This is a genomic window from Mesorhizobium sp. WSM4821, assembly GCF_055901555.1.
Genome location: NZ_CM148371.1, coordinates 4114195 through 4127213, shown reverse-complemented (window position 1 = coordinate 4127213; position 13019 = coordinate 4114195). Strand labels below are relative to the sequence as shown.

General features: G+C 62.8%; 14 protein-coding genes. 8 read left to right on the top strand and 6 right to left on the bottom strand.

The annotated features are described in order from the left end of the window. Positions 1–227 precede the first annotated feature (227 nt). On the top strand, positions 228–527 hold the full coding sequence (locus AC0NID_RS19990; protein ID WP_473456670.1) for a DUF1236 domain-containing protein: 300 nt from the start codon (positions 228–230) through the stop codon (positions 525–527). 61 nt (positions 528–588) lie between these two features. Further along, positions 589–1041, top strand: coding sequence for a hypothetical protein (locus tag AC0NID_RS19985; protein ID WP_473522307.1), 453 nt, complete (start codon positions 589–591; stop codon positions 1039–1041). Positions 1042–1165: 124 nt separating this feature from the next. Here the strand turns inward: AC0NID_RS19985 and AC0NID_RS19980 are convergent, their stop codons facing one another. Further along, positions 1166–2338, bottom strand: a complete 1173-nt coding sequence (locus AC0NID_RS19980) for an amidohydrolase (RefSeq protein ID WP_473456668.1) — start codon at positions 2336–2338, stop codon at positions 1166–1168. Positions 2339–2450: 112 nt separating this feature from the next. On the opposite strand from AC0NID_RS19980, the gene AC0NID_RS19975 reads away from it, so the two are divergent. Continuing rightward, positions 2451–3278 carry an AraC family transcriptional regulator gene (locus tag AC0NID_RS19975; protein WP_473456666.1) on the top strand — a complete coding sequence of 276 codons (828 nt, stop codon included), beginning with the start codon at positions 2451–2453 and terminating at the stop codon, positions 3276–3278. A gap of 70 nt (positions 3279–3348) precedes the next feature. Beyond that, positions 3349–3783 carry a cupin domain-containing protein gene (locus AC0NID_RS19970; protein WP_473456797.1) on the top strand — a complete coding sequence of 145 codons (435 nt, stop codon included), beginning with the start codon at positions 3349–3351 and terminating at the stop codon, positions 3781–3783. A gap of 31 nt (positions 3784–3814) precedes the next feature. Here the strand turns inward: AC0NID_RS19970 and AC0NID_RS19965 are convergent, their stop codons facing one another. The 3 genes from AC0NID_RS19965 to AC0NID_RS19955 all read right to left on the bottom strand — a co-directional run bounded on the left by AC0NID_RS19965 (position 3815) and on the right by AC0NID_RS19955 (position 5911). Continuing rightward, positions 3815–4369, bottom strand: coding sequence for a nuclear transport factor 2 family protein (locus tag AC0NID_RS19965; protein ID WP_473456665.1), 555 nt, complete (start codon positions 4367–4369; stop codon positions 3815–3817). Continuing rightward, positions 4366–5346 carry an alpha/beta hydrolase gene (locus tag AC0NID_RS19960; protein WP_473456664.1) on the bottom strand — a complete coding sequence of 327 codons (981 nt, stop codon included), beginning with the start codon at positions 5344–5346 and terminating at the stop codon, positions 4366–4368. Before AC0NID_RS19960 ends, AC0NID_RS19965 begins: the two co-directional genes overlap by 4 nt. A gap of 61 nt (positions 5347–5407) precedes the next feature. Then, entirely contained in the window at positions 5408–5911 is a 504-nt protein-coding gene (locus AC0NID_RS19955) for a nuclear transport factor 2 family protein (protein WP_473456663.1), read from the bottom strand. 125 nt (positions 5912–6036) lie between these two features. Between AC0NID_RS19955 and AC0NID_RS19950 the strand changes: the two genes are divergently transcribed. The 4 genes from AC0NID_RS19950 (at position 6037) to AC0NID_RS19935 (ending at position 9465) form a co-directional block, all read left to right on the top strand. Further along, complete coding sequence (locus AC0NID_RS19950; RefSeq protein WP_473456662.1) at positions 6037–6945, top strand: LysR family transcriptional regulator; 909 nt, start codon at positions 6037–6039, stop codon at positions 6943–6945. A 128-nt stretch (positions 6946–7073) separates the two neighbouring features. Beyond that, positions 7074–7838 (top strand): copper homeostasis protein CutC, encoded by a 765-nt coding sequence (locus tag AC0NID_RS19945; RefSeq protein WP_473456661.1) that lies wholly within the window; start codon positions 7074–7076, stop codon positions 7836–7838. Then, positions 7835–8320, top strand: coding sequence for a GNAT family N-acetyltransferase (locus AC0NID_RS19940; RefSeq protein WP_473456660.1), 486 nt, complete (start codon positions 7835–7837; stop codon positions 8318–8320). Before AC0NID_RS19945 ends, AC0NID_RS19940 begins: the two co-directional genes overlap by 4 nt. A 743-nt stretch (positions 8321–9063) precedes the next feature. Next, a complete protein-coding gene (locus AC0NID_RS19935) occupies positions 9064–9465 on the top strand; it encodes a hypothetical protein (RefSeq protein WP_473456659.1) in 402 nt (133 codons plus the stop codon). 170 nt (positions 9466–9635) lie between these two features. On the opposite strand, the gene AC0NID_RS19930 is transcribed toward AC0NID_RS19935, so the two are convergent. Both AC0NID_RS19930 and AC0NID_RS19925 read right to left on the bottom strand, forming a co-directional pair. Beyond that, positions 9636–10433, bottom strand: coding sequence for an FAD binding domain-containing protein (locus AC0NID_RS19930; RefSeq protein ID WP_473456658.1), 798 nt, complete (start codon positions 10431–10433; stop codon positions 9636–9638). A gap of 134 nt (positions 10434–10567) precedes the next feature. After that, on the bottom strand, positions 10568–12916 hold the full coding sequence (locus AC0NID_RS19925; RefSeq protein WP_473456657.1) for a xanthine dehydrogenase family protein molybdopterin-binding subunit: 2349 nt from the start codon (positions 12914–12916) through the stop codon (positions 10568–10570). Between the last annotated feature and the right edge of the window lie 103 nt (positions 12917–13019).

Sequence of the window (13019 nt, the reverse complement as noted above, 5' to 3'; positions counted from 1 at the left end):
ATGGTGGACACGTTCCTTCATGGACTCCCTCCGCGAACCTGCGAACGAGCAGCCGCGGTTCCGGACGGCTCGATATCCAGACCCATTGCGCGCAGCAGATCAGACCTAAGTCCAACGGCAAAGCGTCTCGGATGGGACCGAAGCCCAGCCAAGGAACGTTTGCAGCGGTCCCATGTTTGAGTGGGTCTGGCGCGAAGCCAAGCGAGATCACATAACAGGAGGCAATTATGACAATGCGTCTTTCCACTGCAGCCGCGGGGTTTCTGCTGCTGGCAGGCGTCGGCGCCGCTGCCGCTCAGGACGTGATCATCGCTCCTGAACAGGAGACCGTCATCAGGGAATATGTGGAAAAGCAGCCGCTCGCGTCGGTGAAAATCCCTGGGGTGGAACTCAATATCGGCTCGACCCTGCCCGACACGGTCGAGCTTCATGAAGTTCCCGACGTCGAATACCGCTACGTCGTCGTCGACAATCGGACGGTTGTCGTTGATCCAGGCACACGCAAGATCGTCAAAATCATCGAATGACCTAAGCGACTGGGAGGAGAAGCCCGCCGCTTCGAAATGAGCGGCGGGCGACGTCTGTGCTATGGGCCGTCAAATGCGAACAATCAGCAAGCTCTTCGATTCCCACGACGAGGCAGCGCGCGCCATTGCCGCGCTTCAGGCCGTAGGAGTTTCTCACGAACAGATCAGCGTCGTCGGACCTTACGACGACGAAATCGGCACTGCCTTGCGCGGTCCGGGCGGTACCGCCTTTGGCGTGGCGGTTGGTCTATTGATCGGCCTGTGTGCGTCTGGCGCCACCGGCATTGATCCTGTCGGAGCGGCGGCTGGCATGGTCGTCGTCGGCGCGGCCTGCGGCGGCATTGCTCGTAGGCTTCTCCGGGCATCCGATTCTGCCAGAAAGCCGGATGAACCAAACGTTGCACAAGGCGTCATTTTTGTGATTGTGCAAGTCGATGAAAAGCAGGCCGGCATCGCGCAGGCAGCGCTCGATCCTCCCGTCCACGTAACGCAGTTCGCGGCCGCAGCCGGGTGAGGTACGACGGGTTGGCGAGACCGGCGTTTGACATGCGAAGCTTGCATTTCCAGCCTGTGGCCACCAAGCGCAGCCAGCTCGGCACGTCTCGCTGAACATCTGTTTTCCCTCTGGGACTGACGGTTCACGAGGCGGGAAGCGCCTGCTCGACCAGATTGACGTAGTAGCACATCACGGTCGGCACGATCTCGTCATTGAAGACGTAGCGATCGCCGTGCAGCCCTTCGCCTGGACCGAAATCGCCGGCGCCGATCCACGCATAACAGCCGCCTGCCTCGCGGATCATGAAGGCGAAATCCTCGCAGCCGAGGCTCGGGCTGAACTCGGTCGAAACGTTCTCCCTCCCAACGGCGGCGGCAGCTGCCTCGACGGCGCGAGCCGTGGCGCCAGCCGTGTTGACGAGCGGCGGATAGCCCTTCTTGTAGTCGAGCGTGGCCTTGAGCGCATGCGCCGCAGCAATGCCCTGGGCTATTTCGCCGATCAGCTCCTGGCAGTGATCGGAATGACCGGGCTCGAAAAAACGGCAGGTGCCCTGCAGCCAGACCTTGCCGGGCACGATGTTGCCGACATTGCCGCCGTGGATCTGTGTGACACTGACGACCAGCGCGGTTTGCGGATCGACCGAGCGGCTGACGATGCGCTGGACGGCCTGGACAAAGGCCCCTGCTGCCAGGATCGGGTCGTCGCCGAGCTGCGGCATGGCGGCGTGCGCGCCAAGACCCTCGAAGGTCAGCTCGAAATTGTCGACGGCCGCCATCTGTGCTCCGGTGCGAGCGGCGATCGTTCCGAGCTTGACGCCCGGCCAGTTGTGGACGGCATACACCGCCTCGACCGGGAAGCGCTTGAACATGCCGTCCTCGATCATGCGCATGCTGCCGCCTTCGTTTTCCTCGGCTGGCTGGAAGATGAAGTAGACGGTGCCGTCGAAGGCGCGGGATTGGCTGAGCAGCCTGGCGGCGCCGAGCAGCATGGCAGTGTGGCCGTCGTGACCGCAGGCGTGCATCACGCCCTCGTTTCGGGACGCATACGGCAAGCCGGTCTTCTCCATGACCGGAAGCGCGTCCAATTCGGCGCGAAGACCGATGGCGCACGTGCCCGTGCCGCTGCGCAGGACGCCGACGACCCCGGTGCCGCCGATCCCCTCATGAACCTCGTCGAAGCCAAAGGCACGCAGTTTTTCAGAAACGAAACGTGCCGTTTCGTTCTCCTCGAATCCGAGTTCGGGATTGGAATGGATATGGTGCCGCCAGGCTATGACCTCTGGCGTCAGCGCGGCGATGGGATCATTATGCAGCATGATGCTCTCCTTCAGCGCCGGCAAAGGCGGTTTGATCCGGGATCAGGATTAGAAAGTCGCACAACAGGCGTCTTGAACCAGATTGACCGCGGCAGGGATGAAAGCAGCAGGGATGAAAGACGTGCACGCGACGGAGACCAGGACATACTGGCGCCATCCCTGCTTCCCCGACCTTGGCCTGTTCAAGGCGCGCTTCACGCAGCATCGGTACGAGCTGCATACGCATCCAACCTATGTGATCGCGCTGATTACGGCTGGCTGCGAACGCATCCGCATCGGCCGCCAGACCGTTGTCGCTCCGGCAGGCACCGTTGCCGTCGTCAATCCCGAGGAATGGCATGACGGGGAACAAGGTGGGGACGAAGGCTGGGCCTACCGCACGTTTTATCCCTCTGCGCCGCTGATGACGGCGGTCAGCCGCGAGCTGGGTCAAGACCGCGCTCCGGTCTTCTCACGCGCGGTGATCGAGGACAGCGACCTCGCGGCCGCGTTGGCGGCAGCCCATGAAGGGTCGACGTCCAAGGATGCGACGCAAGCCGAGGCGTCGCTTCTGGTCGCATTGAGGCGCCTCATCGTTCGGCATGGCGATTGGAGCGGGCAGGCCGAGGAGGTCGAGAGCTCCGGATCGCGGCAGAGGTTTTCGCTCTACGAGGACCTTGTGGAAAGCGGACTTGCCTCGCAGCTCGATCTTCAGCGGCTCGCCGACGCCGCGCGCGTCACCCGGTTCCAGGTCATCCGGGATTTCAAGAAGACGATCGGCCTGACGCCTGCGGCCTATATCCGCGACCGGAGATTGCGTCGCGCCAGCTTCCTGATCGAACAGGGGCTTGGCCTCGCCGAAGCCGCCATTGCGGCGGGTTTCGCCGACCAGAGCCATCTTTCCCGCACCTTCCGGGCTACGCGCGGCATGACGCCTGGCATGTTCAGGAGAGGCCGCTAGCCCTCCCGAAAGGAGACGCTTGCGTGCGGATATTTGCTGCGCGATGGTGAAGCTGGGCTTGGGAGGAATCATGCGAAAAATCCTGATATCGACGCCGCTGCTGCTCGCGGCCGCGCTATTTGCGAATGCCGCTCAGGCGCTGGACAGCAGTGGAACGCCGGTTGTCGTGTCTCCACTTGCATCACGCACGGAAACCGCATCCGGCCAGCCGATAACGCTGCCGCAGAAAAACGTACAGGTCCTGGTTTCGTCCTTTGAGATCGCGCCGGGCGCGACCTTGCCGGTCCACAAGCACCCGTTTCCCCGTTATGCCTATGTCGAGGCTGGGACGCTTCAAGTCACCAATGTCGAGACCGGCAAGAGCACCACATACAAGTCAGGCGATTTCATCATCGAAATGATCGGGCAGTGGCATCAGGGCACCAATGTCGGCGCCGATCCGGTCAAGCTGCTGGTGATCGATCAGGTCGAAGAAGGCTCCAAGAACACGGTGTTGCGCCAGTAGCTGGCAACAGTGGTGGCCATTAGCCGGCTGCTCATTCCGTCCCCCCGTTCACCCGGTCCGCGGCGGCGGCCAGCACGGCGCGGTCCCCCTCCTCGTACAAGCGATGGATGGCGATAGCGCTGACGCGCCAGCTTTCCGGTGTCCGCACCAGCCGGTGGAGATAGCTGGCGCCGACCGTCCAGAACCGGGCGTCGATCCAGTGGGTCGCGCGGACATGGCTACGCGCAATCGCATCGTTGCCCGCGCCCTCGACAACGATGTTGGTGATGAGATGCTGGGTGGCGTCGAACCCCGGCAGCACGCCTTGCCACTGGGCAACAAGCGCGTCGCGGTCGCTGGTCGCGACCTCGCCGCCGAAAAGGCTGGTATAGTCGGTCATAACGTTTGCCGCGAAATAGGATTTGACCCGGTTCCATTCGCGCAGGTCGGCATAGAGGCCGATTCCGGCAACTGCCTCGGCAATGACGACCCTGTCTTCGACCGTCAGCGCAGCTCGCGAGGCGCTCAAGGCCGGCGCAGAGGTAGCGGCAGGCGTCGCGGCGAAAACTGCCGAGATCAAGACATGCCGGCGGTTGACGGAGTTCATTGTCCCGCCTCACCTGCATCGCCCAGCGTGGCGCGAAAATGCGCGGCAACGGCGTCGCTCGCCGCCTTCACCGGCGCGGCGCGGTCGTAGAAGTCGAACTGGGTGACCTCATCGAGCCACAGCTCCTGCTTGGAGGTGGTCAGCCGCGCGAAGAATTTATGCGCGCCCTCCGGAATGGCAGCCGCCTCGCTATGCACCATCAGGAAGGGCTGATGCAGACGCGGAGCAGCCTGGATGGCATCGAATGTTAGCCAGCCGTGCCAGAAGGCCGGATCGGCCTCGTTGCGCCAGGCCCGGATCATCCCGCGACCGGCCTCGGTGTAGTAAGGCGCCTTGAACATGATCGCACGGTCGTCGGTCAGGCTGGCGGCGGGCAGGAATGCCTGTTTCCCGGTGCTGCGATACGTGGCCTCGGCTGCATTGCCCGCCGCTTCAAGGCTGGCGACACCGTCCTTGCCGCCATAGGTCTGCTCGACCACCTCGGCATCGTGCAGCCAGGGCGCGACGAGGGCGACCGACTTGATCGCGGCATCCTTAGCGGCGGCAGCGACCATATAGCCGGAGCTGGCGCAAATGCCGAGCCCGCCGATGCGGTCCTTGTCGGTCTCGGGCCGGGTCGCGAGATAGGTGACCGCCGCTTGGATATCGGCGATCTTGGTGCTGGGATCCTCGTACTGGCGACGTGCGCCGCCGCTCTCGCCCCAGCCGCGAAAATCGAAGGTCAAGGCGACGAAGCCGCGGTCGGCCATCTCGCGGGCGTAGCGGGCCGGCATCTGTTCCTTCACCGTCATCCAGGCGCCGGTCACGACCAGCGCGGGCCGAGGCTCCGCCGCGTCCAGGTCCTCGGGCAGATAAAGATCGCCGACGATCTGCTCACCGTGCGAGGCGAAAGTGACGCGCTCGACGCGCGGTGCGGCGACGGCATTGAAGGCAAGCGCGACGGCGGTTGCCGCGGCAAGTGTCAGGGTTTTCAGCATCGCAAGTCTCCTCTGGCTTGGAGCGGGAAGCGCGGCGCGACCGGTGAGGAAAGCCGCTGTCTCAGCGGTCATCCGCCAGCCGGCCGGGCAGCGGCTTCAGCGGGTAGTGCGCCCAGTAGAAGGCGTCCGACTGGTACATGTCGGTCAGGAAATTCTGGGCCTCGGCGATCTTGCCATCCTCGATGCGAAACATCAGGGCGTAGAGCTGGTCGATTTCGGGACCCGAGCCGGCATTCGACCAGCCGCGATGGATGTCGACGACGAGGTCGCCCTGCGCCTGGAAGAAGATCGGCTCGGCCTTGAATTTGCCGTCGGCCAGGCCACGGAAGAAGGCGACCACCTCCTCCGGCCCGCGCTTGTCGCCGGCGAGCGGATGATGGCCGGGAATGCGCCACACGATGTCGGGCGCCAGGAAGGGCCGGACGGCATCCGGGTTCCCGGTCGCGTAAGCCGCGTAGTAGTCCTTGATAAGCTGGATGTTGCGGTCTTCCTGCGGACCGCCATTCGCGGGAGCTGTGGACACCGCCAGGAGAGCGCCGGCGGCGAGCGAAGCAAGCCTGGTCATTGGCTTTTGTCTCCTTGCCTTCGAGCCGTCGCAACAGCGAAGCTCGTTCGTCGACCTAACATGAGGCTTTTTGTTCACCGGAAAAGCCCGTATGGTTCGACAAGGCTATTTGGAATATCCTTACAATGCGCCTTGACCAGTTCAGCGGCATCGTCGCCTTCGTCAAGGTGGCGGAGACCAGGAGCTTCACCCGCGCCGCCGCCGAACTCGGCGTCGCTCCGGCCTCGTTGAGCGAGGCCGTCAAGGGGCTCGAGGAGCGTCTGGGAGTGCGGCTCCTCAATCGCACGACCCGCAGCGTCGGTTTGACCGAGGCAGGCGTCTATTACCTCGACCACGTGCGCCCGGCGGCCGAAGAGGTCTGGGCGGCAGGCGCGGCGCTGCGCGAGACCCGCGATCGCCCCGCCGGCACGCTGCGCCTGAGCCTGCCATGGATTGCCGCGCCACTGCTGATCGAGCCGCTGATGGGGCCGTTCATGGACGCCTACCCCGAAGTGCGGCTTAGCCTGATCTTCGACGACAGCTTCGTCGATATCGCCGCCCAGGGCTTCGACGCCGGTCTGCGAATCGGCGAGCTCCTCGATAAGGATATGATCGGCGCGCGCCTGGGCGGGCCGCTGCAGACGGTCGTTTTGGGCAGCCCGGATTATCTGGCGCGTAACGGCACGCCCAAGCGGCCGGCCGACCTCGCCGCCCACCGCTGCATCGCATTCGCCTTCACCCGCACCCGCGCCATCTCGCCCTGGGAGTTCGTCGTTGATGGACGCCAGGTCGAGTTCACGCCCGACGCACGTCTGATCGTGAACACGCTTCCGCTCTGCATCATAGCCGCCGCGCAAGGGGTTGGCCTTGCCTTCGCCGTCGAAGGCCTCGCCGCGCCGCTTCTCGCCTCAGGCGCGCTGGTCAAGGTCCTGGAGCCTTTCTGTCCCACTTACGAGCCGCTCCACCTCTATTATCCCAGTCGCCGCCTCGTGCCGCCGAAGCTGCGGGCCTTCATCGACTTCGTGCGCGCGAACGCTCACAAGTTGCGGATCTGATGTGTCGTTGCGCCGCCGTGGATCGCGAGCCGGTTCCAATCAGCTCAGGCTGAGCCAACAGTTCCGGCTTTCACGGCAATGGACCCAATGCTAGGGCAGGATCAGCCGAATTGACCAATGGATCGCCCGTGACCGACGCCGAACGCCCTCGCCTGCCGCTAATTGAAATCTGTGTCGAAGGCATAGACGGCCTGCTGGCCGCGCAGGCAGCCGGCGCCGATCGCGTCGAGCTCTGCGCCAGCCTCGTCGACGGCGGCATCACGCCGAGTTTCGGCACCGTGCGGGCGGCCCGCGAAATGGCGACGATCCCGTTCCACGTCATTGTGCGGCCGCGCGGCGGCGATTTTCTCTACAGTGACGCCGAATACGGTTCGATGCTCGCCGATGTGCGCGCGCTGAGCGAGCTTGGCATAGCTGGTGTCGTTGTCGGCTGCCTGAACGCCGACGGCACCATCGACGAAAAGCGCATGGGCGAGTTGGTGCAGGCGGCAGGGCCCTTGAACGTCACCTGCCACCGCGCCTTCGACATGACGCGCGATCCGGCCGAGGCGCTGGAAGCGCTGATCCGCAGCAAGGTCGGCCGCGTGCTGACCAGCGGCCAGCGCGACACCGCATTGGAAGGCGTGGCCCTGCTGGCGGACCTCGTCCGGCAGGCCGGCAAGCGCATCATCATCCTTGGCTGTGGCGGGCTCGACCCTAGGAATATCGCCGAGGTGCGAGAGAGAACCGGACTGACAGAAATGCATTTCGCCGCACTCAAGGACGTGCCGAGCGCCATGCGCTACCGCAATCCCCAGGTTGGCATGGGCGGCACCGACCTCGACCGCGAGTACCGCAACACCGTGACCGACGCGGCGCTGGTGGCGGCGACGATAGCGGCAGCGAGAGCATGACGCCGATCGACCGGGTCTCGCCGCAGGATGAGCCGGCCATCCTCGCCCTCAACAACGAGCACGCGGCCGAGCTGTCGTGGCTTGAGCCAGAACGCCTGACCTTTCTGCTCGGTGAAGCTTTCTATGCGCGCCGCATCGGTGCGCTGGAAGCCTTCATCATGACCTTCGACCAGAACGCCCGCTACGACAGTCCGAATTTCCTGTGGTTCCGCGAGCGCTACCAGCGCTTCGTCTATGTCGACCGTGTCGTCGTCGCCGGAGAAGCGCGTGGCCGCGGCCATGCCCGCAGGCTCTATGAGGATTTGTTCGACTATGTCTCGCGTGCCGGCCAGACCATCGTCACTTGCGAGGTGAATGCCGACCCGCCCAACCCGGCCTCGGATGCCTTTCACGCGGCCCTCGGCTTCGTCGAGGTCGGCGACGCGGTGATCCACGGCGGCAAGAAGGCGGTACGCTACTACACCAGGCAGATCACCGGCTGAGGCGACAGCACTGCCCTTCAACGTTTATCTGCCACGCCGCCTTGATCGGTGAACCGCAACTGCCCAGTCTCGTGAGATTTGATGTTATGACCTCGCTGCAGCGGACCAGGTTGACGGAAGTCCGGCGACGCCTTCGGCCCCTCGCCTGATCGGCTCGATCCGTTTGACGTTCAGCGCCGGCCCTACACTGTGTGCATCAGCTTGATGCGGCAATTTTAGGACTGGGTTTCTCATAAGTCAGGCTCGAGATGCCCGCCCGCGATTGTCAACGCGTCACCCCAACGGAAATACCACCTCGACCTCGTAGAAAACGATGAGCCCGGCCAAAACTATTAGCAGGGCAAGCAAGCCCACTCCGAGCAGTGACTCGAACTTGTTTCCGTCGCTACGCATTGGAACGCCAATGGTTGACAAGCTACTAACCTTTATGTGACACTTTTATGACAATTTCAAGTATGGAAAAGAAAGCCCCGCTTCTGTTCAGCAAATGGAGACCGATACTCGCCACTGTTGCAGAATTATCTCTGCTGATTCTTTGTGCAAGTTTTATACAAGATTTAATTTTGTACACACTGGACAGGAGACAGACCTTTCGACAAAGATATGGATCCTTGATGTCGATGTAGAACGGAGCGCATTCACCTGGGTCTCCGTGCTGTTCTTTTTCCTGCAGCCGTCTTCTATTTCAGTGTGGAGACGATGCGGCGGGCCGTGACAGTCAGTTCACCCGGCATTGGTACTTCTTGGGCTTCCTATTCCTGCTTCTTTGTTTCGATGAATTCGCTGGCCTTCATGAGAAACTATCCTCTGCGTTGGCTGCGAGGTCAACCAATACGGGCCTGCTGTATTTTGCATGGGCCGCGCCGGCAGGCATCCTTAGCTTGGTGGGGCTAGCTGCCTTTATTCCATTCATCCGCTCTTTCCCAACATCACTCGCCGTGCTGTTGGCGGTTTCGGCGGCGCTGTTTCTTGGTGGAGCGGTCGGGCTTGAAATGGTCGGCGGCAGCGTTGCAGAGGCGGAAGGTGTGGAATCCTTGCGCTATCGCATGCTGGCGAACATCGAAGAAGGTCTCGAACTTGCCGGGACACTGACCTTTATCTACGCACTATTCTCATACCGTGAGATAACATCACGCACGCGCTGATCTCGTCACTGCGCCAACCAACACACCGATCTCCACCAGCGGTTAAGGCAAAAGCGCTTCACCTTCGCATGTCCGGCCATCAGACCCGAGAGCCACGAAAAAGGGGCCGCGAAGGCCCCTTCCCCAAAGCTGGCAATCCCAAAACTACCGAAATTGGCAGTCGAAAGCCTTCAGGCGTTCGCGGCGGTCACCGCGCGCTTGGCCATCACCGCGATGAGATTGGCCCGGTAGTCGGCCGAGGCGTGGAGGTCGCTCATCAAATTCTTCGCCGAAACCTTCACGCCGTCGAGCGCGGCGGACGTGAAACTCTTGGTCAACGCTGCCTCGATTTCCTTCGAACGAAAGACGCCGTCGTCGCCGGCCCCGGTGACGGCAACCCTGACGCCGTCCTTGCCCTTGGCCACGAACACCCCGACGATGGCGTAGCGCGAGGCGGGATTGCGGAACTTTTCATAGGCCGCCTTGGCCGGCGCGGTGAAGGTTACCGCGGTGATGATCTCGCCGTCCTTCAGCGCCGTCTCGAACAGGCCCGTGAAGAACTTGCCGGCCGCGATCTCGCGCTTGTTGGTGACGATGGTGGCGTCGAGCGCAAGAAGTGCTGCCGGATAGTCGGCCGCCGGATCGTTGTTGGCGATCGAACCGCCGATCGTGCCCTTGTGACGCACCGCCGGATCGCCGATCAGGGACGCCATATGGGCGAGCGCCGGACAGGCCTTCTTCAGCTTCTCGTCGCTGGCGACATCGTAATGCGTGGTGGCGGCGCCGATGGTGACGGTCTTGCCCGACACTTTGACGCCCTGCAGTTCCTTGATCCGCGACAGGTCGACCAGGTCGGAAGGCGCGGCAAGCCGCGTCTTCATGGCGGGGATCAGCGTCATGCCACCCGACAGGAACTTGGCGTCGCCGCTCTTGATCAGCTTGGCGGCCTCGGTGACGGAGCCGGCCCGGTGGTAGTTGACTACATACATGGGATTCTCCCGTGAAAATAAATGACTGGTGGTGAGTAGTCATTAGTGAGTAGTGAGTAGTGGTTGGATATATTCTGACCGAGTTTGCCTCAATCGAAACTATTCACTACTAACTATTCACCACTCACTCTCTTTCAGTGCTTCGTCGCCCGGATCGCTGCCCAGACCGTGGACGGCGATGCCGGCATGGCGATATCGGTGATGCCGATGGCGTCGGTGATGGCATTGATCACCGCCGGCGGTGAGCCGATGGCGCCTGCCTCGCCGCAGCCCTTGATGCCGAGAGGATTGCCGGGGCACGGCGTGTTCGAGGTCGAGATCTTGAAGGACGGCAGATCGTCGGCACGCGGCATGGTGTAGTCCATGTAGCTCGCCGTCAGAAGCTGCCCGCTGGCGTCATAGTGCGCGCCCTCCAGCAACGCCTGGCCGACGCCCTGCGCGATACCGCCATGCACCTGGCCTTCGACGATCATCGGGTTGATGATATTGCCGAAATCGTCGGCGGCGACGAACTGGACGATCTCCGTCACGCCGGTTTCCGGATCGATCTCGACCTCGCAGATGTAGCAGCCCGCCGGGAAGGTGAAGTTCGACGGATCGTAGAATGCCGTTTCCTTCAGCCCGGGCTCCATGCCGCCAGGCAGGTTGTGGGCCGTGTAGGCCGCAAGCGCCATCTGGAACCACGGCACGTTCTTATCGGTGCCGGCGACCTTCAGCGCGCCGTTCTCGATAACGATGTCGCCCTCGTCGGCTTCGAGCAGGTGGGCGGCGATCTTCTTGGCCTTGGCCTCGACCTTGTCGAGCGCCTTGACGATGGCCGACATGCCGACGGCACCCGAGCGCGAACCATAGGTGCCCATGCCCATCTGCACCTTGTCGGTGTCGCCGTGGACGATCGAGACGCTATCGATCGGCACGCCGAAACGCTCGTTGACCAATTGTGCGAAGGTCGTCTCATGGCCCTGGCCATGGCTGTGCGAGCCGGTCAGCACCTCGATCGTGCCGACGGCGTTGACACGCACCTCGGCACTTTCCCAAAGACCGACACCCGCTCCAAGACTACCGACAGCCGCCGAAGGCGCAATGCCGCAGGCCTCGATGTAGCAACTCATGCCGATGCCGCGCAGCTTGCCTCTCTTGACGGCGTCAGCCTTGCGCTTGGCAAAGCCGGCGTAGTCCGAAGCCTTCATCGCCGCGTCGAGCGAGGCGCCATAATCGCCGGCGTCATAGTTCATGATGACCGGCGTCTGGTGCGGGAACGAGGTGATGAAGTTCTTTCGACGAAGCTCCGCCGGCGACACGCCCAATTCGCGGGCGGCGGTCTCCATGGTGCGTTCGAGCAGATAGGTGGCCTCCGGCCGCCCTGCCCCGCGATAGGCGTCGACCGGCGCGGTGTTGGTGTAGACGGCGCGCACATTGGCGTGGATCGCCGGAATATCGTACTGGCCCGACAACAGCGTCGCGTAGAGATAGGTCGGCACGGAGGACGAGAACAGCGACATATAGGCGCCGAAATTGGCGATGGTGTCGACCTTCAGCCCGGTGATCCTGTTGTCCCGGTCGAAGGCCATCTCCACTGTCGAGACATGGTCACGGCCATGCGCATCGGTGAGAAAACTCTCTGTGCGGTCGGCAACCCATTTGACCGGCACGCCGGTCTTCTTCGAGGCCCACAGGCAGATGATCTCTTCCGGATAGATGAAGATCTTCGAGCCGAAGCCGCCGCCGACGTCCGGCGCGATGACGCGCAGCTTGTTTTCGGGGGCGACATTGTAGAAAGCGCTCATCACCAGCCGCGCGACATGCGGGTTCTGCGAAGTCGTCCAGCACGTATAGTGGTCCTCGGCCTTGTCGTAATGACCAAGTGCGGCACGCGGCTCCATGGCGTTGGGCACCAGCCGGTTGTTGACGATCTTCATGCGGGTGACATGGGCAGCGGCCTTGATCGCCGCGTTGGTCGCCGTGCTGTCGCCGAGTTCCCAGTCGAAAATCAGATTGCTGTCGGCTTCCGGATGGATCTGTGGTGCGCTCCTCTCGAGCGCCTTCGGCGCATCGACGACCGCTTTCAGCTCCTTGTAGGTGATGTCGACCGCTTCGGCCGCGTCGCGCGCCTGGCCCTTGGTTTCGGCGACCACGATGACCACCGCATCGCCGACATAGCGGACCCTGTCGAAGGCCAGCGGCGACCACGCCCCCATCTTCATCGGCGTGCCGTCCTTGGAATGGATCATCCACCCGCAGATGAGATTGCCGATGCCGTCGGCCTTGAGCTCCTTGCCGGTCAGCACGCCGATGACGCCCGGCATGGCTTGGGCCTTTTTGACATCGATCTTCTTGATTTGCGCATGCGCGTGCGGGCTGCGCACGAAGGCCGCATGCTTCATGCCGGGAACCACCATGTCGTCGACATAGCGCCCGGCGCCGGTAATGAACCGCTTGTCTTCCTTGCGCGCTACACGAGCGCCAACACCCTCAATGCCCATCGCAGAAATTCCTCCCGAATTGCGGAAATAGTGAGTAGGAAAGTAGTGAGTGGTGAATAGTGAGTAGTGAGTAGTTCGACCTGAACAGGCGGCTAGTTTCACT

What these genes read in the sequence shown, in the direction of transcription:
- AC0NID_RS19930 (WP_473456658.1), bottom strand. Translation starts at nt 10,433, where the DNA reads ATGTATGTAGTCAACTACCACCGGGCCGGCTCCGTCACCGAGGCCGCC.
- AC0NID_RS19990 (WP_473456670.1), top strand. Translation starts at nt 228, where the DNA reads ATGACAATGCGTCTTTCCACTGCAGCCGCGGGGTTTCTGCTGCTGGCA.
- AC0NID_RS19950 (WP_473456662.1), top strand. Translation starts at nt 6,037, where the DNA reads ATGCGCCTTGACCAGTTCAGCGGCATCGTCGCCTTCGTCAAGGTGGCG.
- AC0NID_RS19970 (WP_473456797.1), top strand. Translation starts at nt 3,349, where the DNA reads ATGCGAAAAATCCTGATATCGACGCCGCTGCTGCTCGCGGCCGCGCTA.
- AC0NID_RS19965 (WP_473456665.1), bottom strand. Translation starts at nt 4,369, where the DNA reads ATGAACTCCGTCAACCGCCGGCATGTCTTGATCTCGGCAGTTTTCGCC.
- AC0NID_RS19985 (WP_473522307.1), top strand. Translation starts at nt 589, where the DNA reads ATGGGCCGTCAAATGCGAACAATCAGCAAGCTCTTCGATTCCCACGAC.
- AC0NID_RS19940 (WP_473456660.1), top strand. Translation starts at nt 7,835, where the DNA reads ATGACGCCGATCGACCGGGTCTCGCCGCAGGATGAGCCGGCCATCCTC.
- AC0NID_RS19955 (WP_473456663.1), bottom strand. Translation starts at nt 5,911, where the DNA reads ATGACCAGGCTTGCTTCGCTCGCCGCCGGCGCTCTCCTGGCGGTGTCC.
- AC0NID_RS19975 (WP_473456666.1), top strand. Translation starts at nt 2,451, where the DNA reads ATGAAAGACGTGCACGCGACGGAGACCAGGACATACTGGCGCCATCCC.
- AC0NID_RS19960 (WP_473456664.1), bottom strand. Translation starts at nt 5,346, where the DNA reads ATGCTGAAAACCCTGACACTTGCCGCGGCAACCGCCGTCGCGCTTGCC.
- AC0NID_RS19980 (WP_473456668.1), bottom strand. Translation starts at nt 2,338, where the DNA reads ATGCTGCATAATGATCCCATCGCCGCGCTGACGCCAGAGGTCATAGCC.
- AC0NID_RS19925 (WP_473456657.1), bottom strand. Translation starts at nt 12,916, where the DNA reads ATGGGCATTGAGGGTGTTGGCGCTCGTGTAGCGCGCAAGGAAGACAAG.